Origin of the sequence: Photobacterium kishitanii (assembly GCF_003026355.1) — a bacterium.
Classification (GTDB): Bacteria; Pseudomonadota; Gammaproteobacteria; order Enterobacterales; family Vibrionaceae; genus Photobacterium; species Photobacterium kishitanii.
Genome location: NZ_PYON01000002.1, coordinates 107,699 through 132,144, shown reverse-complemented (window position 1 = coordinate 132,144; position 24,446 = coordinate 107,699). Strand labels below are relative to the sequence as shown.

Annotated in this window: 20 protein-coding genes and 1 pseudogene; 12 read left to right on the top strand and 9 right to left on the bottom strand. The window is 39.0% G+C overall.

Annotation, left to right across the window (positions count from 1 at the left end; all coding sequences use genetic code 11):
- Positions 1–15 precede the first annotated feature (15 nt).
- From C0W29_RS02795 to C0W29_RS02780, 4 genes are read left to right on the top strand one after another with little or no spacing between them, the layout of a single operon-like run.
- Positions 16–1,002 carry an ABC transporter permease gene (locus C0W29_RS02795; protein ID WP_045045623.1) on the top strand — a complete coding sequence of 329 codons (987 nt, stop codon included), beginning with the start codon at positions 16–18 and terminating at the stop codon, positions 1,000–1,002.
- A 1-nt stretch (position 1,003) separates the two neighbouring features.
- Entirely contained in the window at positions 1,004–2,026 is a 1,023-nt protein-coding gene (locus C0W29_RS02790; RefSeq protein ID WP_045045624.1) for an ABC transporter permease, read from the top strand.
- Positions 2,026–3,423, top strand: coding sequence for a leucyl aminopeptidase family protein (locus tag C0W29_RS02785; RefSeq protein WP_045045625.1), 1,398 nt, complete (start codon positions 2,026–2,028; stop codon positions 3,421–3,423). Before C0W29_RS02790 ends, C0W29_RS02785 begins: the two co-directional genes overlap by 1 nt.
- 13 nt (positions 3,424–3,436) lie before the next feature.
- The gene (locus C0W29_RS02780) at positions 3,437–4,363 is read left to right on the top strand and encodes a N(4)-(beta-N-acetylglucosaminyl)-L-asparaginase (RefSeq protein WP_036791858.1); all 927 of its coding nucleotides are present in this window, start codon (positions 3,437–3,439) and stop codon (positions 4,361–4,363) included.
- 91 nt (positions 4,364–4,454) lie between these two features.
- Here the strand turns inward: C0W29_RS02780 and C0W29_RS02775 are convergent, their stop codons facing one another.
- Positions 4,455–4,733: a hypothetical protein gene (locus C0W29_RS02775; protein WP_036791856.1), complete on the bottom strand. Its 279-nt coding sequence runs from the start codon at positions 4,731–4,733 to the stop codon at positions 4,455–4,457.
- A 257-nt stretch (positions 4,734–4,990) separates the two neighbouring features.
- Here C0W29_RS02775 and C0W29_RS02770 point away from each other — a divergent pair, with 257 nt between their 5' ends.
- The gene (locus C0W29_RS02770; RefSeq protein WP_045045626.1) at positions 4,991–5,863 is read left to right on the top strand and encodes a hypothetical protein; all 873 of its coding nucleotides are present in this window, start codon (positions 4,991–4,993) and stop codon (positions 5,861–5,863) included.
- 66 nt (positions 5,864–5,929) lie between these two features.
- Here the strand turns inward: C0W29_RS02770 and C0W29_RS02765 are convergent, their stop codons facing one another.
- Complete coding sequence (locus tag C0W29_RS02765) at positions 5,930–8,398, bottom strand: GH92 family glycosyl hydrolase (RefSeq protein ID WP_045045627.1); 2,469 nt, start codon at positions 8,396–8,398, stop codon at positions 5,930–5,932.
- A gap of 728 nt (positions 8,399–9,126) precedes the next feature.
- Here C0W29_RS02765 and C0W29_RS02760 point away from each other — a divergent pair.
- Positions 9,127–9,753: a hypothetical protein gene (locus tag C0W29_RS02760; RefSeq protein ID WP_045043718.1), complete on the top strand. Its 627-nt coding sequence runs from the start codon at positions 9,127–9,129 to the stop codon at positions 9,751–9,753.
- Between the two features lie 96 nt (positions 9,754–9,849).
- On the opposite strand, the gene C0W29_RS02755 is transcribed toward C0W29_RS02760, so the two are convergent.
- The 4 genes from C0W29_RS02755 to tpx all read right to left on the bottom strand — a co-directional run bounded on the left by C0W29_RS02755 (position 9,850) and on the right by tpx (position 16,225).
- A complete protein-coding gene (locus tag C0W29_RS02755) occupies positions 9,850–12,342 on the bottom strand; it encodes a GH92 family glycosyl hydrolase (RefSeq protein ID WP_045045628.1) in 2,493 nt (830 codons plus the stop codon).
- Between the two features lie 292 nt (positions 12,343–12,634).
- Positions 12,635–14,002 carry an amidohydrolase family protein gene (locus C0W29_RS02750; RefSeq protein WP_045045629.1) on the bottom strand — a complete coding sequence of 456 codons (1,368 nt, stop codon included), beginning with the start codon at positions 14,000–14,002 and terminating at the stop codon, positions 12,635–12,637.
- A complete protein-coding gene (locus C0W29_RS02745) occupies positions 13,999–15,333 on the bottom strand; it encodes a uracil-xanthine permease family protein (RefSeq protein ID WP_045045630.1) in 1,335 nt (444 codons plus the stop codon). Before C0W29_RS02745 ends, C0W29_RS02750 begins: the two co-directional genes overlap by 4 nt.
- 394 nt (positions 15,334–15,727) lie before the next feature.
- Positions 15,728–16,225, bottom strand: a complete 498-nt coding sequence (tpx, locus tag C0W29_RS02740; RefSeq protein ID WP_036791842.1) for a thiol peroxidase — start codon at positions 16,223–16,225, stop codon at positions 15,728–15,730.
- 382 nt (positions 16,226–16,607) lie between these two features.
- Between tpx and C0W29_RS02735 the strand changes: the two genes are divergently transcribed.
- From C0W29_RS02735 to C0W29_RS02710, 6 genes and pseudogenes are all read left to right on the top strand, one after another.
- The gene (locus tag C0W29_RS02735; RefSeq protein WP_036791840.1) at positions 16,608–17,633 is read left to right on the top strand and encodes a HoxN/HupN/NixA family nickel/cobalt transporter; all 1,026 of its coding nucleotides are present in this window, start codon (positions 16,608–16,610) and stop codon (positions 17,631–17,633) included.
- 361 nt (positions 17,634–17,994) lie between these two features.
- On the top strand, positions 17,995–18,333 hold the full coding sequence (locus C0W29_RS02730) for a DUF1971 domain-containing protein (protein ID WP_036791838.1): 339 nt from the start codon (positions 17,995–17,997) through the stop codon (positions 18,331–18,333).
- Positions 18,334–18,345: 12 nt separating this feature from the next.
- Positions 18,346–18,990, top strand: coding sequence for a deoxynucleoside kinase (locus C0W29_RS02725; RefSeq protein ID WP_052671714.1), 645 nt, complete (start codon positions 18,346–18,348; stop codon positions 18,988–18,990).
- 189 nt (positions 18,991–19,179) lie between these two features.
- Complete coding sequence (locus C0W29_RS02720; RefSeq protein ID WP_045045631.1) at positions 19,180–19,470, top strand: cyclic-phosphate processing receiver domain-containing protein; 291 nt, start codon at positions 19,180–19,182, stop codon at positions 19,468–19,470.
- A 320-nt stretch (positions 19,471–19,790) separates the two neighbouring features.
- Positions 19,791–20,120, top strand: a pseudogene (locus C0W29_RS02715) (MarR family winged helix-turn-helix transcriptional regulator).
- A gap of 155 nt (positions 20,121–20,275) precedes the next feature.
- Positions 20,276–21,283 carry a substrate-binding domain-containing protein gene (locus tag C0W29_RS02710; protein WP_045045639.1) on the top strand — a complete coding sequence of 336 codons (1,008 nt, stop codon included), beginning with the start codon at positions 20,276–20,278 and terminating at the stop codon, positions 21,281–21,283.
- Positions 21,284–21,321: 38 nt separating this feature from the next.
- Here C0W29_RS02710 and C0W29_RS02705 read toward each other — a convergent pair whose 3' ends face one another.
- From C0W29_RS02705 to C0W29_RS02695, 3 genes are read right to left on the bottom strand one after another with little or no spacing between them, the layout of a single operon-like run.
- Positions 21,322–21,960: a bifunctional 4-hydroxy-2-oxoglutarate aldolase/2-dehydro-3-deoxy-phosphogluconate aldolase gene (locus C0W29_RS02705; protein WP_036791834.1), complete on the bottom strand. Its 639-nt coding sequence runs from the start codon at positions 21,958–21,960 to the stop codon at positions 21,322–21,324.
- Between the two features lie 19 nt (positions 21,961–21,979).
- Positions 21,980–23,773 carry a phosphogluconate dehydratase gene (gene edd, locus C0W29_RS02700; protein WP_045045632.1) on the bottom strand — a complete coding sequence of 598 codons (1,794 nt, stop codon included), beginning with the start codon at positions 23,771–23,773 and terminating at the stop codon, positions 21,980–21,982.
- Positions 23,766–24,281: a gluconokinase gene (locus C0W29_RS02695; RefSeq protein ID WP_045045633.1), complete on the bottom strand. Its 516-nt coding sequence runs from the start codon at positions 24,279–24,281 to the stop codon at positions 23,766–23,768. The genes edd and C0W29_RS02695 overlap by 8 nt, the downstream gene beginning before the upstream one ends.
- Positions 24,282–24,446 lie beyond the last annotated feature (165 nt).

The window sequence follows — 24,446 nt, the reverse complement described above, 5'->3', positions numbered from 1 at the left end:
TTAGGGATAACTAAGATGGGATTCTTTTTTCGGCGATTATCGTTTTATTTTGTCGCATTATTATTTGCGGCGACATTAAATTTTATATTACCTCGAGCAATGCCCGGTGATCCGGTGACAATGATGTTTGCCAACGCTACAGCACATGTAAGTCCAGAGCGTATAGAAGCCATGAAGAAATTACTTGGCTTTGTCGATGGTCCTTTATATGAACAATATTTTTCCTACCTTATCAATATATTTACGGGTCATTGGGGAACCTCAATTAAATTTTATCCGTTATCGGTTAATGATTTATTAGGCGGCGCTATTGGCTGGTCATTATTTTTAACTGGCAGCGCGGTTATTTTATCGTTTTGTATCGGTTCGATAATGGGCATTTTTGCCGCTTGGCGTCGTGGTAGTTATTACGATAGCTTTATTTCACCAAGTATGTTGGTGGTGCAATCAATCCCATCGGTCGTTATTGCCATGCTGGTAATGTTCACTTTTGCTATTGGTTTAGAGTGGTTTCCAACGGGAAATGCCTACACGTCAGGTACCACGCCAGACTGGTCAAGTTGGGCTTTCTATAAAGATGTGATGTACCACGCCGCCCTACCATTATTGTGTGCCACTGTTAGCCAAATTGGTGGTTTCCTAATTAGCATGCGTAACAACATGATTAACCTTCTTAATGAAGATTTTATCACCATGGCCAAAGCCAAAGGTCTTAGCGAACATCGAGTGATTTTTAACTATGCCGCACGTAACGCTATGTTACCAAGCGTCACTGCACTTTCAATGGCACTAGGTACAGCTATTAGTGGTCAGTTAATCGTTGAAATGATCTTTAACTACCCAGGGCTTGGTACTGTGCTATTAAATGCCATTCACGCCCGTGATTATCAAGTCCTGCAAGGACAATTACTGTTAATGACCATGTTTATGCTGTTCTTTAATTTTATGGCTGATCTGTTAATTGTGGTGCTAGATCCTCGCCTGCGTAAAGGAGATAAATAATATGATGGGTCTTATTAAACTATTAATCCGTAACCCAAAATCACTAGCGGGCTTATGTCTCCTGCTGCTTTTTGGATTTGCCGCTATTTTTGCCCCATTGATCACCCAACACGCCCCTGACCGTGGTACTGGCTACCCACATGAATACCCAGCCTTTGTGGTAAAAGCGGCTCAGAACAATCCTGATGGTTGGATAGCAACGAACCTCGCCACCAACAAACGTACCCTGCTGATGTCAAAAGACGCGGATCACATTCTGGGGACAACCCGTATGGGACGTGATGTATGGTCGCAAGTGATCTATGGTGCGCGTACATCCATTGCCGTAGGACTTGGTGCTGGACTAATGGTGTGTTTTTTAGCAACCCTTATTGGTGTCTCTGCTGGTTACTTTGGTGGCAAGGTCGATGAAATCCTAACTGCAGCAATGAACATCATGCTGGTGATTCCACAGTTACCATTACTCTTTATTATTGCGGCTTTCATCGGTCAAGCAGGGCCGCTGACAATTGCTGTGGTTATTGCGATTACCTCATGGGCATGGGGAGCGCGTGTCGTGCGCGCTCAAACCTTATCGGTTAGGGAAAAAGAATTTATTCGGGCAGCCGAAGTACTCGGCGAATCACCATGGCGAATTATTGCTGTCGAGATCCTTCCCAACTTAATGTCCATTGTTGGCGCGAGTTTTATTGGTTGTGTACTACTCGCAATTATGACTGAAGCCAGTTTGTCATTCTTAGGTCTTGGTGATCCCAATTCTATTAGCTGGGGAGTGATGCTGTATAACGTCCAAACCTCATCATCAATGCTAGTTGGTGCTTGGTGGGAAATTCTGGCGCCATGTCTGGCACTAATCTTTATTGCCATCGGGTTATCGTTATTAAACTTCGCCGTGGATGAAATTGCGAACCCACAATTGCGCTCTCACAAAGGTATGCGTCGTTGGCAACAGCGTAGCGATACCAACCAACTTCAAACCCAAACTGAAATGCCTCATCCAATTGCTGATGGCGGAACTAAATAATGAACAGTTCTTTGTTTACGATAACATTTTCCCGTGTCCAACCGTGCGATCAGTTAATCCGTACAGTCCATCTTACGCTAGGAAAAAGTCAGCAATTAACCGTTAACCAAGACATTAGTCATTTTAATGCCGAGATCAGTAAAGGTGTAATTACGGTAGCAGACATTCAAGATATTGGTTATTTAATCGCAACAACATTTACCCAAGCGACAACGCTACAGCTATGTATTGACGATAATATTGCGACTCAATTTAGCCACCAGCAATGGTTCAAATGGTTGTCTTTTGGACTCGCTTTATCAAGCTATCATTATTGCCATAGTAATAACTCTAACTTAGCACCGCGAGTGGCAGATTTCACCCTCGTTAATGCCAATAGTGCCGATAGCAATGCGTTTGACCATGGTAAAATTCTGGCTCACAGTCAACTCATTGCGCGTGAATTAATCAACAAACCAGGGAATGTTATTTACCCGCAATCATTTGTAGAAGCGGTGACAGCATTAGCCATTAACCACATTGAATTATCATATCTTGATGATGCCATGATGCTTGAACAAGGTTTTGGCGGTTTAATGAGTATCGCTCAAGGCAGTGATCGCGAAGCACGTTTATTGTGCCTCGATTATCATCCTCAAAACCCAAAATTTACAGTGGCTTTAGTCGGCAAAGGAGTCACCTTTGATACTGGTGGTATTAGCCTTAAACAGCCACGTTATATGAGCACCATGAAAGTTGATATGGGCGGTGCGGCGGCGGTAGTTGGTGCATTAAATGCCATCGCACAACTGCAATTACCGATTCGAGTGATTGGATTGTGTGGATTAGTTGAAAACATGCCTTCTGGTAAAGCAATTAAACCCGGCGATGTGGTCACCATGCTCAATAAAACCAGTGTTGAGATCATCACTACAGATGCTGAAGGACGGATGGTACTTGCCGATGTACTCCACTATGCCCAACAGCACTATCAGCCAGACTATTTAGTTGATATTGCGACCTTAACCGGCGGTACTGGGATTGCGCTCGGCAAAGCTTATGCCTCATTGATGGGTAATGATCATGACTTGATAGCTAATGCTAACATCGCAGGTCAAGCATGTTCAGAGCCTCTATGGCCGATGCCAGTAGGTGGCATGTTTACGACCGCCCTTGAAAGTGACTTTGCTGATCTTCGCCATGGTAGTGAAGAGCCTGACGGCAGTCCCTGCGTGGCAGCGACATTTTTATCACACTTTATTCAGCCTAATCAAAAATGGATCCATATTGATTCAGCCGCAATGTCACTCGGTATGACTCACCGCAAAATTTACAGCAAAGCAGCCACAGGCTACGGCACCCTATTATTAACCGAACTCTGCCAACAGCTGATCTTGCAAGATCAGTTGCACCAATAACAAGGACGAAAAAATGATCTTATTAGCAAACTCAGAAGCCTATCCGGGCATTGAAGCCTCAGCTCGTCGCTTACAAGCTGGAGAAGAAGGCTTACGCGCATTGGTTGAAGGCATTAAATTGGTTGAGTTAGACCCACGAGTTCGCACCGTTGGCTATGGCGGTTGGCCAAATGTATTAGGTGAAATGGAATTAGATGCCTCGGTAATGGACGGTGACAACTTACGTACTGGCGCTGTCGGTGCATTAAAAGGTTATATCCACCCGATTGAAGTTGCTTACAAGGTGATGACCGATCTCAATCATGAAATTTTAGTCGGTGAAGGCGCAGCTATTTTTGCTAATGAAATTGACGCTGTTGCAGGTAATAACCTTATCGAAGATTCAAAACAAGTGTGGTGGCAGAAATTAGCACTCGCAATGACTCCTGAGCAGCAAGCGGCATTTCCCAACGTGCCACTCGCACCACTTTCTAACAACGCCACTGATCCTGAGCGCGTACGTGATACCACGGTTTTTCTTAGCAGTGATATTAATAACAAAATTACCGCAGCAACTTCTACATCTGGCTGGGCATGGAAATACCCAGGTCGTTTAGGGGATAGTCCAATTATTGGGGCAGGATCTTATGCTGACAGTCGCTATGGTGCTTGTGCTTGTACTCACACCGGTGAAATGAGTATTCGTTGTTCAACTGCTCATGCTGTGGTGCTGTATATGAAAATGGGCATGAGTTTAGATGAAGCGGTGTATGAAGCGATTCGTGATCTCGATTACCTAAAGGATGGTTATACCGAGGGCGTGACTATTCACGCGATTGATTGCCACGGTAATCACAAAGTAGTGAGCTTAAATTGCCCAGGTAATATTACTTACTGGTTATGGCAAACTGGAATGGATAAGCCTGAAGAACGTCAAGCTGAAGTGATCATGACCAAGTGATCATTCCCTTCTTCAAATGATGCAACCACGCTAACACCAACCCCACCCTGCCGTGATCATACTCGCGGGGTGGCGCTTTTAAAAATTGTCATTATTTACTCTTATTGGATATAAACCCCCACACTCTTTGCCACCAAACAACAAACTGATTATCAGGTACATAATCATCGCGAAATGCTTGGCTATCATCCTCAGCCACACTTTTCACATACTGTTTATTATCTGTGGTGATAATTTTAGTAAAGCTACACGTATAAGGTGATACTTCACGTTCAAGAAAACGTAAAGCCTGTCGAGGATTCGTGGTCTCTTTTATAATATCAGGATGATGGGATAGACCATGAGTTATCCTTAACTTAAACCTTGTCATTGTTGCTGTCCTTGAAACGATTGAGAAGATCAACAACCGTGAAAATGGAAAAAGAAGAAAGGGTGTTGAAATAAAATATACTCGCTCTGGTTTCTTTTAAATATCAGCAATATGTTTCAATTTGTATGAAAGATACGAAGTTGTAACAAAGTCTACTCTTTCATAATAATTGACAACATATTCTTAAAAGTAAGTCATCGATAACCATCTAAATTGGCTAGGTTTTTATATATTCTTGCCATAACGTAGGTTTCCTTATGCCTAAATTTCCTTATCTTATTCCTACATTATTATGTTTAAGTACTGCCATGCTCAGTGCTTGTAATGACGATAATACCAACAGTACAGCTACAAATGCCGAATCCTCTGTCGTTGAAACGCCAATACCAATCACTGAAACTGAACAATCAGCACCAGTTTTAGCTGCCGCAGACGATGAGTGTGATGTCGAAAATTTTCAATTACTTGATTTTACGCCATGGCAACGAGAAAACGGCTACTGGGTTGGTGAATATACCTTACTTGGCGCAGATGGTACGCCTCAAGTCTCCAGCCGCTGGCCATATCGTTATGATAATTACCAAGGTTTTATTCATTTAGAAGTGCTTGGTAATGCAATTAAACAACGTAATGTATTTTTATACCCACCCAAATTAGCAGAATTATGTGATGAAACCACCGTCGCATTAGGTAATGGTATTTGCGGTATTAATGGTAATGAAAAGATCTTCAGTGCAGATCAAAAAGCCAGTGATTGCAGTGGTAACATATCAGGGCCATTTGAGTCTTTTGGTATGACGTTAGACACAAAAACGACTCTTATTGGCGATGATAGTGTACTTTATCAGGTGCGGATGCCAGATGGCAGTATTATGCAAAATCAGCTCACGACCTTACCGCCAAATGATACTCGAGTACGCACCGCTCAAGGGTTTTTCTCTGGCAGTCCGACTTATGCGAGTTATTACCGAGAGCGCAAAGTAACTAAAACCGAATTTTTTCAATTACTCGCAGAAGCTCGAACTGAATATAATATTCTCGCAACAGATCATTGTGGCTATGATAATACCAATCAACCCAGTCAAACGACATGTGATGATCATTTTGGGTTAGATCTATCAACTGACTAATAATAAAAAAAGCGTGCTCTTATATAAGAGCACGCTTTCATTAACGATTAATGACTATTGCCGTTTCTAATTAAATGTTGCCTGCAAAGCTTGTTTCTTATCACCCGTCATAACAAACCGTAATTCACCACCCGCTTTAATATCACTGTGCTTAAAGGTTAAGTTGTCACCCAACGCTTGACCATTAATTGTTACCGACTGCACATATTTATTCACAGGGCTATTATTATCAGCAACAATAGTGAACTCACCGCCTTTAACGTCAATAGACACCTTATCAAACAATGGACGACCAATTGAATAGCTAGGATCAGCAGGTGTCACTTGATAAAAGCCTAATGCACTCATGATATACCATGCTGACATTTGGCCAACATCTTCATTGCCAATTAAACCCGTTGGTTCTGTGGTATAGAATTGGTTCATGATTTGATCTAAATATTCTTGAGCTTTCCATGGCTCATCGGTCAAATTGTACAAATATGGAATATGGTGCGATGGTTCATTACCATGCATATATTGACCAATATAACCGGTTAGATCCGGCAGCTCTTCACCCGTATTTGAAGAACGGGCAGTAAATAACTCATCTAAGTCCTCACGAAATGATTTTTCAGGCGTCATATCAGGTTTATTTTTAGCCATATCAGCAGCATAGATTTCTTGTTTTAAACGCTCAAAATCGTGCATTGGCTGGAACTTCCATTGCCATGCATTACCTTCAGTAAAGGCAAATTCATCAACAAAGTATGGGTCAAATGGCAATAATGGACAGTCTTCCATCTCTTTTATAGAACCATCAGTTTGCACCACATCAATCGTCACACATTCATCTTTGCGTGACTCATCGATTGGTTGATTAAACTGCAATGCTGGTTTATTAGGGCTAACACTTAATGGATGGTTCTTTGGTCGCAAAAAGCTCGTCTCTTTATCCCAATGATGCAACCAGTTATCGGCACGCTTCAGAAATTCATCTTGTAACTGCACATCCCCTGCCATACGTGCAATTTCTGATACTGCCCAATCACCATAAGCAAACTCTAAGGTGTATGATGCCGAGTTCCAATAACCATGATGAACAAAACCATTTTCTTCATAGACCTTTACTTGTACCACGTTAGCCGCACCAATGTTTTGATCTTCAGTCCAATCAGGAAATTCACTTTTCTCATGATAACGCGCGGTAAACTCTGCCGCTTCTAACGCATCCTGAGCATTAACATTTAAATCTTTTGCCATCGCATCTGCAATAATTGAAATCGCAGGGAACCCTATCATAGTGCCGGTATAATGCCCTTGTAGCTCCCACTTAGGTAACATACCGCCATCTTTGTATTTACGAATTAAATCATTAGCATATTCAGTTGCTCGTTGAGGGTTAATGATTGTTTGTAGAGGGTGGAAAGCACGGAACGTATCCCACATTGAATACACTGAATAGTTAGGCGTCTCACCGGCTTCTTTGATCTCTTGAGTACGCATAGCACGGTATTTACCATCGACATCTTGGAAAATCATCGGTGCAATCGAGGCATGATACATAGCAGTATAGAAAATCTCTTTTTGATCTTCAGTGCCACCCTCAACTTCAACCTTTGCTAACTCGTTATGCCATGCTTGTTGAGATTGCGCTAAAACTCCGTCAAAGCCCCAGCTTGGTACTTCAGTATTAAGATTATTCTCTGCACCTTCAACCCCAGTAGGAGATAAACCAACTTTTAATTCCAGCGGTTGAGTGGTTGGGGCAAATTCTAGGTAAGCGATGGTCTTGGTGGCTTCGATATTTTCGTTATTTAAGTTAACTTCCGTTTCAACACCATCGATTAATGCTGTTGCTTTTACAATTGGCTGGTTAAATTTAGCATAGAAGTAAATATGTTGGTTATTTGCCCAACCGTCGGAACTACGTTGACCTCGAATCGTATATTCATCAAGAATTTCAATATTACCGACAGTGGTTCGGTTACCCCAACTTTTATTTAGCGTATGATCTAAATCGAATTTAATAAAAGGCGTACTACCTTTAGCAAAGGTATATTTATGATAGCCAACCCGTGCGGTAGTGGTTAATTCTGCTTTAATCTCACCACGATTTAATTCAACGGCATAATAACCCGCAGTAGCGGTTTCATTGGCTTTATCAAAGGTATTATAAGTAACATTCGATTTTTCAGTAAACGGTAATACTAATATATCACCTAAATCTGTAATACCGGTACCACTTAAATGGGTATGAGAAAAGCCATATACAGGGATATCTTGCTGCTTTCCATGATCAAAATAACCAGCTGCCGATCCCCAACCTTCCATTTCAGTATCTGGACTTAACTGCACCATACCCGATGGGAACACCGCCCCAGGGAAGGTATGGCCATCAGCACCAGTGCCAATAAATGGGTTTACATATTGTAAATATACGTCTGAAACTGAAGCAATATTATCTTTAGATACCGCAGTATCATCAGAATTACAGCCAACTAATCCCATTGCTAATGCAATAGAGAGTGCTACTGGACTCAGTTTATTTGTCATTATTTTCGACCTATATTATTTATTATTGGGAAGCGACATAGAGAAATCTATCGTCAACTAGCTATTGCTCAATAATAAAAACAAACATAACCTTTAAGTAGTAGCAAAAAAGAACATTTACTGGATTTTTATAACTGAAAGATAATTTAGTGACATTGCTTCAATATATTAACTATCCGTTTTAAATTATTTTTTGCAGACCATTATAATATTTGTTATTTCATTTTATAATAAACATGCGGAAGTAGAACTATTTTTACTTTATTAAATATTAATATTTAAGATGAAAATAAATGCTATTTGTACAAATATTAACTCCTCATTGTAATGTTTTTTATTTATAGCGAGATATTTATCCAATAGTTATCACTTAAACATTGCTTTTTTGCGTTGGTTTTAACTCAAAAACAACAACAATAAAACCATATGAATAATCTTCCCTCGTAAAATCATTATTACTTAGCAGTAATAATGATTTTAATAAATATTAAATTTTTATTTGGGCACTAAAAAAACAAATAACATAACACTATGAAATAAAACAATAAAAATAACAACAACACCCTAGATCGGAATATTTATTTCATCGAAAAAATGACCATTACTAAATTACAATTCTGAACATATACTGAACTTATATAAATAAGCATTGCAATCATATCTATATTTTATTTATGCTGATAAACAAGAAATAGAATTTATAGCTTAACCATACCACTGGTAATAACATGCGTTCAGATACTAATATAATTTTTTTAAAAATCATTAATTTTATTTTTCTTTTAGTGATATTAACAACCCCATTTATTATTATAAACTATGATGTTATTTATTTAAAAAATAACATTCCGGAGCAATCGTTAACTGAATATACTCAGGAGTTATTATTATTCGGCTGTTCCATTTCATTTGCTTATTTAGGCATGACTCAAGCATTATATAGGCGTTGTGCCTTTCTTATTGCTGGTTTTTTTAGCTGTATGCTAATTAGAGAGCTAGACTTATTTTTTGATCAATTAGTCTTTCATGGTTTTTGGGTTTATCCCGCATCCATAATAGCACTCATTACCGTTATTTATGCTTCTCAAGAACGAGAACAAACGCTTTCAGCCTTAGCTGAGTTTATGAAAAACAACTATTTTCCAATCCTATGTTTAGGGCTTGGTATCACCTTGGTATACTCCCGATTATTTGGTATGGGAAGCATGTGGCATCAAGTTTTAGGGCATGATTACCATCGTATAGTAAAAAATATTGCCGAAGAAAGTTCTGAGCTATTAGGATATGTTTTGATGTTTTATGCGTCAATAAATTATGTTTATAGCTACTTTAAGCATCAAACTTCAAATAATTAAATTTTACGACCCTACTTTTTATATTTAATAGTTGTAATTACAATGAATAAAAAAGGGAAGTTAATTAAACTTCCCTTTTTATTTATTATTAGTGATTTATTCAACCATTGGTAATTTCATGACTTGTGATTTATCACCTGTCATCACAAATTTCAGCTCACCGCCCGCTTTAAACTCTGAGTGATTGAAGAACAATCCGTTATCTAAAGCCTTACCATTAATTGAAACCGATTTAATATACATATTATCATCGGCGTTATTTAATGCCTTGACAGTAAAGAAGCCATCTTTAACAGGTAAACGTACTTCATCAAATAACGGACGCCCAACGGTATATACCGGCTCTGCCGCATTAACTTGATAGAAACCCATTGCCGACATCACATACCAAGCTGACATTGAACCCACATCTTCATTACCAATAATGCCAGCAGGCTCAGCAAAGTACATTTCATCTAAAATGTAATCGACAACCTCTTGGGTTTTCCAAGGCTCAGCCGTCCAATTATAAAGGTATGGAATATGGTGCGAAGGCTCATTACCAAACGCAACTTGGCCAATCATGCCAGACATATCAGCAGTTTCTGTGCCTTCACTGCCAGCAGTAAAGGTAGCATCTAGGTTTTGAGCAAACGCTGCCTGCCCGCCCATTTGAGCTTGAAGACCATTAATATCGTGCGGTACAAACCATGTCCACTGCCATGCATTACCTTCAGCATATGGGCCAGATTCATGGGCGGTTTTATACGGATCAAATGGTGAAATAAACTCACCATCCATGGTTAATGGGCGCATAAACCCAGTTACACCATGCTTAGCATACTCGGTTGGATTGTGATCAAAGTAACGTTGAAATGCTTGTGAGCGCTCTAAATATTGTTGCTCAAGTTGTGGATTACCGGCCGCTTTTGCTATTTGTGCAATCGCCCAATCATAAAACGCATTTTCTAAGCCGTAAGACACCGATTCTTTAATATTCTCAGTATTCTCATTAGCTACCGGCACAAAACCATGCTGCTGAGAAAACTTAATCGCCTCAGGTAACACCCGTTTTAAAACATCGAGATCCCACTCTTGTGCTAATGTCGTATGGTTATCATAAGTCGATGACTCTACTGCTGCTTGCAACGCCTGTTGTTTCTCTTGTGGCGTAAATGCATCAGGGAATTTAGTGATAGCATCAGCAATAACCGCGACTGCTGGATAACCAATCATGGTGCCAGTTTCATCACCCAAATGTTCCCACTTTGGCAATAAACCACTCTCCTCCCACTTTTGAACCATATTTTTAGCGTACTGTACTGCGCGCTCAGGCTCGGTAATGGTTTTTAGTGGGTGTAAAGCGCGGAAGGTATCCCACAGTGAATAGACCGAAAAGTTAGGTTGTTCTGCCGTTGCTTGACCATAGGCAATCGAGTAATTACCGTCACCATTACGAATAGAACCTTTCCCCATCCCTCTAAATTCACCGGTGACATCTTGATGCACTTGAGGGGCAATTTTTGTATGGTAAAGCGCGGTATAGAAAATCTCTTTTTGCTCAGAGGTACCACCTTTAACATCAAAATTTAGGGCGCGTTGCCATTTCTTTATCGCAGCTGTTCGAGCTTCATCAAAGGATTGATGTGCTTCTGCGTCATGGTTAGCTTTCGCACCATCAGCACTAACGGCAGAAATAGCCACTGCGGCATTCACGACTTGAGTATCACCTGCTTCAAATTCAACATAGGCGGTAACGTCAGCTTTAGTACGTTTAAGTGGCTTACCAGCGTCATCTCTCAGTAATTCTGAAACATGCTCTGCCGTTAAGCCATCCACAACTTTACCATTAGCAAGAATAACTACATGTTTGATTTTTTTATCAAACGTTGCATGGAAGAAAATTTTCTGATTTTTAGCCCATCCAGAAAAATGGGCAGCATCTCTTTCACCCGTAATCGTATAACCATCATCGCTAACGGTTAATTGATTACGTAATGAAGTAGAACCCCAGTCACTGTTTAAAATCGAATTTAAATCAATTTTTAATTTCTGATCAGCACCTTGAGGATAAGTATAGCGGTGAAAACCAACACGTTCCGAAGCGGTTAATTCTGCTTTAATATTATTATCTGCAATTTCGACACTATAATAACCAACTTCCGCATGTTCAGTTGTTTTATCCATTTTAACTGAAATAGCTTTACGGTAATCATCATTACCTTCAATGTAATTTTGGTTATCTTCGCTAAAAGGTAAAAATGAAATATCCCCTAATCCCCCCATACCAGTACCACTTAAGTGGGTATGAGAAAAACCAAATAAGGTATCTTTATCGTAATGATAACCTGATGAAGAGTGCCACCCGAGCAATTCAGTATCTGGTGATAATTGGATCATACCTTCAGGAACCACTGCACCAGGGAATGTATGGCCGTTAAAGCCAGTGCCAATAAATGGGTCGACAAACTTAGTATTACCCGTTAACTCAATCGCTGGTCGATCTTTATCTGGCACAACCGTGGTAGTGTTATATATGGTTTCATTGTTACACCCAGCAAGTACTGCCGCGACCATCAGCGTCAAAGGCATTATTTTTATTGTCGACATATCCATTCCCTAGCTCATCACATTGTCTGTAGCTTGTTATTTTTATAACTACAGTTAAAAATACTGGCAGGATTATCAATAAAGTTTACATTAGGATATATAGGATAAATAACGCATTCACTGGCTTTTTGTAGCAGCAATTATACGCTGTGACATACCGCATATTCTTCTAACCGCTACTCTTGGCTCAATATCACACTTTTCATTATATTAAAGATAAAAAAACCGCTATATGCATAAACATATAACGGCATTATCAATAAGCTGATAATTAACAAATAGAATAACGAAATTAAATAACTACTTCACCTTGTACCCATACTTTAGCCACGTTTTCAGGCTGAGCTAAAGTGATTATTTTTTCTAGAATATCTTTTGCACTGTCAAATTCAGGCCAAATGCGTAAATTACCAATAGCAGAATTAGACTTAATGACAATCGCATCAAAGTGGTAACCCTGATTGAATAAACCCACTTTAGCATCAAGAACTTGCCCACCGCCAACCGTTGCCATCCAAAATGCTTCCACAAAACTGATACGCACATTGGCAGTGCCACGCTTAGAAGCCGGTAAGTAAATATTCACCCCTTCTTCACGTACACGAGAATGACTCACAGCATCAAAACTAGCTCGAAAAATAGACGGTGATGGCGCACCTGCGATATCACTTCCTAAGCCCACTTGAACACCTAAATCTAACAACTCACGTGCTGGCATTGCTGCATTAGCAAAATACATATTAGATAATGGACAATGGCCAACACCTGCATTAAATTGCTTAATTTTTTCGATATCGGCATCATTTAGAAAAATAGAATGTGCCAGAATCGATTTATTATTTAGTAATCCCATATCCGCGTAAATCGTGACATCACTGGCACCGTAATGTTGCATGCTGTAATCACGCGCCCAATCACTTTCAGAGCAATGAGTTTGCATGTGCAGATCATAACGCTGAACTAATCCGCCTAATTGCTGTAATAACTCACTAGTACAGCTTGGCACAAACCGCGGTGTAATTACCGGACGCACTAATCGTGACTGGTTACCCGCAAGCTCAAACACGTTATTAACAAACAATTCCGTCTCATCAATCGCGGCAGTAACACTAGGCTCACAATAATATGTTGGGCACTGTTCGCTATTGTCCATATTCACTTTACCAACAAAAGCACGTTGACCGACATTCAAACATGTTTGTGCAAGTAACTCTGTCGATTGACGGTGAATAGACGCAAAGTAGACCGCACTGGTAGTGCCATTTGCTAATAATGTTTTGGTAACATCTTGGTATACCATCGCTGCAAAGGCATTATCTGAATAACGATTTTCAAGCGGAAAAGTGTAATTTTGTAGCCAATCATACAAGGGTAAATCAAGCCCTTTACCCGCTTGTGGCCATTGCGGTGCATGGCAATGTAAATCAACTAAACCCGGTAATAAATATTCGCCTTTAGGTATCACGTGTAAAATGCTATTGCGTTTAAATATCGCTAATAAATCGGCATATTGTGGATGTTGAGGAATATAGGTTGCAGCTATATCCCCTTGATGATCGATTAATAATAACCAATCAACATTAAACTCAAACTCACCTTTAACCGGACAATGAAAGCAATCAGCAACAACGGCAAATTTGATCATCGTTATATCAATCATGCATTAGTCTCTGTTTTTGTTTGAGTCGCGGTTTGAGTTGCCATTTCAGCAGCTACAATTTGAGGTTCATTCGGTAAAACAAAATTCAGTATTACTGCGGCTAATGCACCAATCGCAATCCCTGAATTAACTAAATAACCAATTAATTCCGGCAATGCGTAAACTAATTCACGAGGCATTAATACTGCGCCCAGTGACAACATAATCGGTAAACCAACCACCAACATATTACGTTCATTAAGGTTAATATGTTGAATAACGCGAAAACCATTCATCGCAATCACAACGCAAATAACGGTAAAAATCCCCGAAATCACTGCATGTGGAATAGAAGCAATGATACTGGTTAATTTAGGCACTAATCCAAGTAATAACAAAATAAAGCCACCGGCAATAATAGCACGACGCGAAGCAACGCCAGTTACTGCAATAATGCCAGCATTGGTTGAATAACCCGTAACAGGGCTCCCACCTAATGCTGCACAAAAGAAATGCCCGACAGCTTCACCCGTTGCACCGCGGTTTAAACGCTCATCTTTTAACTCAACCCCAGTCACTGCACTCACAGCGCACCATGTGCCAGTGGTTTCAACTAACACAATCATTGAGATAAACAGCATCGTCAAAATGGCAATCGGATCAAATGTTAACGCTCCAAAAGGTAATAAACTCGGCAATTCAAACCAAGCCGCAGTCGCCACTGATGAAAAATCTGTCATGCCATAAAAAGATGCAGTCAACGTACCTAATACAATTGCACTTAACACCGAGGTTAACCGCAACCAATGCAATGATTTAAATAAACAGCCCAATAAAATAAAGCTCGACAGTGACACCATACTCACCAGTGCAATCACAACATTTGCAGTGGGACGTTCACCACTGTAAATACCATTAAACGCGATCGGTAATAATGATATCCCCACCACAATGATCACTGTTCCCCCAACGATTGGTGGCACCAGTTTTCTCACCGCTTTACTAAATAAATTTAAGGGCTTACCTAGTAATGCTACCAATAATGCAACTGGAATTAATGCGCCATAAACCGCCCCCATTCCCATGGTTTGGCCAATCGCCGCAATAGCACCAATAGGTATATAAGACGGGCCTTGCATGACGGGTAATTTTAATAAACACCGTGATTGAATAATGGTTGCTAGTCCTGCGACCACAAATGTCATTTGAATCAGTGCCGAAGTATCAGCTACAGTTAATGATAATAAACCCGCTAAAATAATAGGAACAATATATAAATCCATCGCTAAAACATGTTGCGCACCTAAAGAAAGAGAGCGAGGCAGTGATATTTTTTCATCAATATTAATCATGTTTCGTTATACCAATTAATAAACTAACGAGGCAGCTATTGCGTATAAACTGCAGCTAATATTGTTGATATTGAATTATGACAATTCACCATCAACAAATAACACATCAGAACAATAAACACTTATTGTTCAATATATTGCGTAATGAATTGTTCGTTAATATTAACCAAGCAGAATTTAAGATGGCGGGATTTTACCTGAAAAAAAACCAAAGGCAATCGTTTGCTTTATGATTTTTATTAACACTATAAATAGGGATAACTATTGCTTTATGGGTATGGCTATTATCTTAAAACGCATCTTTCTATAAAAAGAATAAGCCGTAATAATAAACGAAGCCGAACAAAATAGAAGCTAAAGACCCCCATAGCCTATGGGCTATAGGGGAATAATTTTAGCGTAAAGCCGTTATTGCTGCTTCATAGTTTGGTTCATCTTTAATTTCAGCAACAAGCTCACTGTAGATGACTTGTCCGTCCTCATTAATAACAATCACCGCACGAGCCGCTAAGCCTTTTAAAGGACCGGCATTAATATTAACGCCGTAGTCTTGGGTAAATTCAGGCGCACGGAAGAACGACGCTGTTTTAACATTTTCAATGCCTTCAGCAGCACAGAAACGACTAGTTGCAAACGGTAAATCAGCGGAGATGCACACTACCACTGTATTAGTGACATCTGCAGCAGCTTTATTAAAGGCACGAACACTCATCGCACAAGTTGGAGTATCAACACTTGGGAAGATATTTAAAACAACCTTCTTTCCTTTTAATGAGCTGAGTGTTAAATCACTTAGATCAGCGGCACAAAGTGTAAACTCAGGCGCTTGCTGCCCTGATTGTGGAAATGAACCTGAAATTGATACTTTTTTTCCTTCAGCTGTTACTGACATAACATTCACCTTTATTTATTATTTTAAACTAATTATCAAATTAAAGAGCCAAAATATACTGTGCTACTTTTTGATATATAACAACCCTCAAAAAATAAATACATCCGCCTTAGGGATGTTTATAATGACAGAGAAATAATAAGCACACATAAAACATGGTATTAAAACCATCATTTAAAAATGATAACCATATGAAAATAATAAACTTAATCACATGATACCAATACTTAAATTTACATAACAATTAAAGAAAAGAGAATGATAACTATTATTAAAAACAGAGATATTATATTTGCTTTGTGTTGTTGATAAACAGTAAATTTTACTCACCCTCGCAGCGTAACTTTTTATTATAAACAACAAATATTAGAGACTACATCTAATGAAAATCAGCGATAACACCAAAAAAAATGCGATATGGCTGGTATCTAGCCTTATATTTATCAATATAACCGTCTGGGTAATTGCGGTAATTGCCTTTCATCAACACCCTGAAATGCTTGGAATGTCACTCTTAGCATGGTCATTAGGCTTACGTCACGCGGTAGATGCTGACCATATTGCGGCAATTGATACCACTACCCGTAAAATGATGCAGCAAGGTAAAAAGCCAATCACTATCGGCACTTTTTTCTCATTAGGTCATTCAACGATTGTAATGTTAGCTGCAGCAGCAATTGCGCTAACCGTTGGCACCTTTAAATCAAAAATCCCTTTTATTAGTGATATTGGCGGTATTATTGGCACGAGCGTATCAATTTTATTTTTATTAATTATGGCCTATATCAACCTTCGTATATTTCTATCGGTCTATAAAAAATTTAATGCCTATAAACAAGGTATTCGCCCATCCGATGCGGATTTAAATATTCAATTAACCGGACCATTAAATAAACTTTTCCACTTTTCATTTAAATTTATAAATAAAAGCTGGCATATGTATTTTATTGGCTTCCTCTTTGGACTTGGTTTTGATACCGCGAGTGAAATTACCTTATTAGCATTATCAGCGACCAATGCCTCTCAAGGGATGAATATTTGGTTAATCATGATCTTCCCGATTTTATTTACCGTTGGCATGTCATTAATTGATACCCTTGATAATCTAGTCATGGTCGGAGCCTATGGGTGGGCGTTTTCAAAACCGTCACGTAAACTCTATTACAATATGACCATCACTGGAATATCAGTCATTGTCGCAGTCATCATTGGTGGCTTAGAAGCACTTAGCGCACTAGCATCAAGTTTAAAGTTAACGGGTTCTTTTTGGGATGCTATTAATCTAATGACCGATCACTTCGGTATGGTTGGTATTGCTGTTATCGCAATATTCATTGGTTGTTGGGTATTATCTATCCTCAATTATAAACTGCGTAGTTATGACAAACTTGACCAATTGACCAGTTGACCAGTTGATTAACATCTTTTACTTAAAACAAAAGGCCGCACCCACTGCGGCCTTTGTATGACATACAGAACCTGTTAAACAAATCTATTCTTCTCTCAGCAAACCAATCTTACTTGCTCACATTTCACTCTAACATTAAGACATTCTACCCAAGATATAACACCACCTCCCACACCAATAAAAAACAATAAAAAAACAGATAGATAAATAATAAATGATTAAATTCGCCCAATGATGATAGCGATGATTTTCGTACCAAGACGAACAACTTAATGATAAAAATTATCATTTACATTGAACTATCAACTTAAACATGTATTATTAATACATGTTTTTTTTGAATTAAAAAGTTGAGGTTTATATGAGTCATTTGAGAATTCCAGAAAATTGGACAATTCAACGTTCAACATCATTTTTTACTAAAAAAAACGTACCACCAGTACTTTTATCGCATCACAACACTGCTGAAGATGTATTTGGTCAATTATGTGTCATGGAGGGTCAAGTTATTTATTATGGCTTTGCAAATAGTACTGCAACTGAACCTGAAATACGGGTAGAAATAAATGCGGGTCAATTTGCTACCAGCCCACCACAATACTGGCATCGTATTGAGTTATCAGATGATGCTCAGTTTAATATTAATTTCTGGTCGAATAAAAATAAGCAAAAAGACATATTATTCTCAGGTAAAAAATAGAGAACAATACTCATGCAAAAAGCACTCATTATATGTATCGAAGGTAATATTGCCTCAGGTAAATCAACATTATTACCTAAATTAGCAGCAATGTTACAAGCGACTACTATTTTAGAACCCGTAGATTCAGATCCTGAATTCCAACGATTGTTAGGATTATTTAGCTTTAATCCAGCGGATGTAAATGCTCGAAATAATTTCCAATATTACATCACAACACAAAGAGCTAATTTATTAAAAAACCTAAATCCTAATAATTGTTATATTATTGAACGATCGTTATTAAGTGATCTAGTGTTTACTCATGCCTGCATGTCAAACTATGAAAACACAATTGAAGATGCTGCGAAACATATGGATTGCTATAAGCATCTAATCGCTAAAATTCATGATTATCCAACAATAGATTATTGTATTTATTTAAAAACAAAACCTGAAATAGCTTATCAACGAATGAAAAAAAGGGCACGCCCAGAGGAAATGACATTATCATTAAGATATTTACAAGATATAAGTGCATTTCATGATGCAGTACTACCTCAAGCATGTCGCAAAATGGGTACTGAGTTAATCGAGGTTAACTGGAATAATCCAAATGCTATTGAGCTTTTAAAAGATAAATTATCAGGTTTAAATTTATCCAATAGATCGCTATGAATATCTAAACACTTAAAATAGAGAGAAGAACTATTACTTAAAAAAGAATGGATCTTCTCTCTATAACTTTTTATAAAAATCTAGTCTTTATAGCTAACTCAAGTATTATAATAAGTTCTCGATATAAGAATTTTTAAATATTACCTGTTTTTTATTGATAAAAAAGTCACTAATTTATAGAGGTTTACCTTGAAAGTCTTTCTTGATGATGAACGAGTAACACCTAATAGTTGGATAAGAGTATATTGGCCAGATGAAGCAATAAAGCTATTAAAAACAGGTCATGTTACAGAGATAAGTATTGATCATGATTTAGGAGATGATGAGCGTGGAACAGGCTACGATGTAATCTTATGGATTGAAGAAGCTGTTTATACTCAAAACTTTAAACCACCAAAGATCTCTGTTCATTCTGCAAATTCATCTGCTAGAATAAAAATGGAATCAGGCATCAGAAATATTTATAAAGTTATACGATAAATTGCCATTACCTTACCGACTTAACCTGTGGGCATCACGAATATTTAATGTCATCAATATTAAGTTAATAAATCCAGCGATCAACTCAACTACCTGCACAATATAAAGCCAACTGTCAAACTGATTCAGACTTGCCAAATGATATAAATAAACCGCACAGGGCAATAAAATTAACAACCCATTAAATGCAATAAACGGCAGGTGCTTTGAGATGATTCCATTCCTTGTTCTGACAATATTTCAATATTTGAAAACACCTGCTGACGTTGTTTAATCTCAGAATCAAGAGCTTGAGTACCTGCAAATAAAGGGAAGAAGCCATCAAACCCTACGGTCTTACTGCTGCGTTATGGCCAACGATGATGTAATTACGGGAAAAGGAAGGAGTTACTCAACGAGAAATTGCAGAAAAATCTAAAGTTGAGAATTCAACCACACCTCGTACATTAGATAAGTTGGAAAAACTAGGGCTAGTAGAAAGACGCAATGATCCAAATAGCCATAGCTCATTCCGTATTTATCTCACAAAAGATGGCCATCATTTATTACCAGTGCCGGTTACTGTTAACCACAACCTTCTTAGCCCATTATCGACTGATGAACAGCAACAAATGCTGTTACTGTTACAAAAAATGATAAAAGGTATCTAGAGTAACAACACTTAAATATCTTGTTAAAGGTTGCTTGAGCGGCCTTTTTTAGATCTCGTTAATATGAGAGTTGTTGCTTTACATTGTCTTAATCATTATGAGTCTATCTTAATAAAATGTTAGACTATTTTAATAAATCTCGATTTGGCTACTTTATGTCTTCAATACCTAAACATCGTCCAACACTGAATGATATTGCTTCACACGTTGGTGTTACCAAAATGACGGTTAGTCGCTACTTACGCGATCCAAACTCTGTGGCGGTTGCAACAAGAGAAAAAATAGCCGTTGTGATTGAAGAAATGGGTTATGTACCAAGTCGAGCGCCGGATATTTTATCTAACCGTAATAGTAAAGCGATTGGCATTTTAATTCCTTCCCTTTCTAACCAAGTCTTTGCCTCTTTAATTCAAGGAATTGAAGCAGTAACTAAAGCACAAGGCTACCAAACCTTAATTACCCACTACGGTTATAGCCCCGAAGAAGAAGAGAAAAAAATATGCTCTTTATTGTCCTATCACGTTGATGGCTTAATTTTAACGGAAAGCATTCATACTCAACGTACATTAAAAATGATCGAGTCAGCAGGGGTATCTGTTGTAGAAACGATTGATTTGCCGGAAAAACCGATTGAGCTTGTCGTTGGCCTAGATCATGAGCAAGCTGCTTATGAAATGGTATCACTCATGATAGCGCGTGGACGTCGTCAGATTGTGTATTTTGCCGCGCGGATGGATCGTCGTACTCAATTACGTTGCGATGGTTATACTCGCGCCATAACCGAAAATGGCTTAACGCCGATCATGATTGCTACAGAAGAACACTCAAGCTTTACTCAAGGGCGATTATTAATGGCAAAGTCACTTCTGGACTACCCATTATTAGATGGTGTTTTTTGTACCAATGATGATTTAGCAATTGGTGCCATGATGTTATGCCAAGAACGTCATATCGTCATACCACAGCAAATTGCGATTGCTGGCTGTAATGCATTAGATATAGGTAAAGCTATTTCACCCACATTAGCCAGTATTGAAACACCACGAGAGCAAATGGGTAAAATGGCGGCAGAGTTACTATTAAAAAAACTATCAAATAAAAAGATAACCAAACCCATTAATAATATTGGTTATTCAATCTTTTTAGGGGATAGCTTAGGTTAAAGCGCATCATGCTAATACATCATGCGCTTTAAATACTATTAACTCAGTAACGCTACGGCTTGTTTTGATAACTGGGTGATTTTATCCCACTGGCCATTATCTATCAGATCTTTAGGTAGCATCCAAGAACCGCCTACTGTTGCTACACATTGTAGTGATTTATATTGATCAACATTTGCTGGACTAATACCACCCGTTGGACAAAAGCTCACTTGTGGCAATGGTGCTGAAATTGCCGCTAATACTTTCGCGCCGCCATTGGCTTCTGCTGGAAAGAATTTAAGCTGTTGATAGCCAAGTTCAAGTGCTTGCATGACTTCAGATGGAGAACTCACTCCAGGAATTAATGGTGCTTGACCTTTTTTAGCATGAGCTAATAATTCAGGTGTCATTCCTGGTGAAATAACAAATTTTGCACCCGCGGCGACAGCAGCATCATACTGCTCACAGTTCAATACCGTTCCAGCACCCACCATTGCTTCCGGCATCGCTGCTGCAATGATACGAATAGCCTCTAATGCTACAGGTGTGCGTAATGTAATTTCAAAGACTGTTATCCCACCATCGAGTAATGCTTGTGTCATCGGCAGCGCATGCTCTAGCTTTTCGATAACCATAACAGGAACAACAGGTGATGCCTTAAATACGTCTTTAGGGTCTAGTTGCCAACAATTCATTTTATATCCTTATGCTAAATCAGTTTAAAATAGTCGCGCCAGTATCAGCACTTGAAATTTGAGAACGAAAACCTGCGAATAAATTTCGGCCCCAGGTTTGTGGTTGATCTTGGTAAGTAAACTCAGGCACATGACGTAGTGACAAATCAGCATTAACATTAAGTACGCCACGTACGGCATCAAACTCAATCATATCGCCATCTCTGATCAAGCCTATTTCACCACCACAAAAAGCTTCTGGAGTAACATGTATTGCCGCCGCTATTTTACCTGATGCGCCAGATAGTCGGCCATCTGTAACTAACGCGACACGATAACCCAACTTTTGAATATTCCCCAAAATAGGCATTAATTTATGTAATTCCGGCATACCATTAGCTGCGGGGCCGTTATGAGTCACAACAACAATAACATCTTGATTTAATTCGCCATTTTTATATGCTTGTTCGACTTCATTTTGGCATTGAAAAACTTTTGCTGGTGCGGTTATCTGTTGATATTCAGTCGCAACGGCTGATACTTTAATGACTGATTTACCGATATTACCGCTCAATACTTTTAACCCACCGCTACCACTAAACACTTGTGTCGGTATTGCCAACACCTCAGTATTGGTACTATCACCGCAAGGAACCCAAACCAGCTGCTCATCTTTTACAATCGGCGTCGTCATTAAGTCAGCAAACTCGCCAAATGCTGTCTTAACATTGGTATTTAATAATCCTAACGCATGCAGATTTTTCATTAATACTGGCACCCCGCCTGCCTGTTGAAAGGCATTAATATCTTCAGGGCCATTTGGATACATACGTACTAATAACGGAACCACATCAGATAACTCACTAATGTCATCCCAAGTTAAAATAAGTCCAGCACATCGAGCAATAGCAACCATATGTAAGCTGTGATTGGTACTTCCTCCCGAAGCTAGCCAAGCCACAAGACCATTAACGAGACTTTCCGCAGTAAAGACTTCATATAAAGGGCGGTATTGTTGTGATTGGCTATGCATAGCCGCAATTTTACATGATGCCGCTTGAGTTAAAGCATGGCGTAACGCACTATTTGGAGCCACAAAAGCAGATCCTGGAAGCATTAATCCCATCGCTTCAAGAACTAATTGATTGGTATTCGCCGTCCCATAAAATGTACAGGTACCTGGAGAGTGATACGCCTGACATTCCATATTTAATAAGGTTTCTTTGGTTGCCGATCCTGCCGCATATTGCTGACGAACAGTCACTTTTTCATCATTACTGATCCCTGTACCCATCGGGCCAACAGGAATAAAAGCCGTCGGTAAATGAGCAAATGATAACGCACCCATTAATTGGCCCGGTGCAATTTTGTCACAAATACTGAGTAATAATGTGCCATCAAACGCATTATGACTTAATGAAATCGCCGTTGCTTGAGCAACAATATCGCGCGAAAAGAGCGACAGCTCCATGCCCGGTTGCCCTTGAGTAATACCATCACACATTGCAGGAACACTTCCAGCAACTTGACAGGTATGCCCTAACGGTCGCAATGCTTCTGCGATAATATCAGGGTAAAATTTGTAAGGCTGATGTGCACTTAGCATATCGTTATAGGCTGTTACGATACCAAGATTTGAATGTAACAAATCTAAAATCGAGCTTTTCTCTTGAGAGCAATTAGCCGCAACAACATGGGCTAAGTTTCCGCAAGATAACTGACGACGACCTCGACCAGAATTGACCATCGCTAATGTCATATCTAACCATTGACGGTAACTGATCTCACTGCGTTGCTTAATTCGTTGAGTAATACGAGTAATAATCTTATTCATTGATATTTCCTACCAATACGGCAACAGCAGCATCCACAATGTTATCGATAGAACCATCGATTGAAATAGTAAATACGCCAGCTTCTTGATCCGGTCTTTCTAATGTTTCCAATTGGCTATCCAGCATGGTTTCACGCATGAAATGCCCTTGGCGCGCACGCATTCGACCTAAAATGAGTGACTTGCTACCATCAAGAAAAATAAACTGTACATTTTTATTGCCTTCACGAATTTGGTCGCGATATTTCTTTTTCAAAGCAGAGCAAACAATTACACCCGTTTCATTCTTAGTTTCAATGCTATAGGCTGCGTCACGGATACGTTCAAGCCACGGTGCTCTATCGATATCCTCTAAAGGCGTACCACTTGCCATTTTTTGAATATTTGCTTTAGGGTGTAAATCATCGCCATCAATAAATTTTGCATTGAGCTTATTAGCAATGTTTTCACCGATTGTTGATTTGCCACAACCGCACACGCCCATAACAATGATGCTTCTGCCTGTCATTTATTCTACCTTCCTCTCATTTTTGGATACGGGCTTATCGAATTGCTTGTAAGTTACCATGTTACGGGTAACATGTTACCCGTAACTTCGCGGTGTGTGAAGTTATTCACAATAAAAAAAACAGAACGTTATTACCTCAATTTTAATTTTTGCTGGAGAAATCCT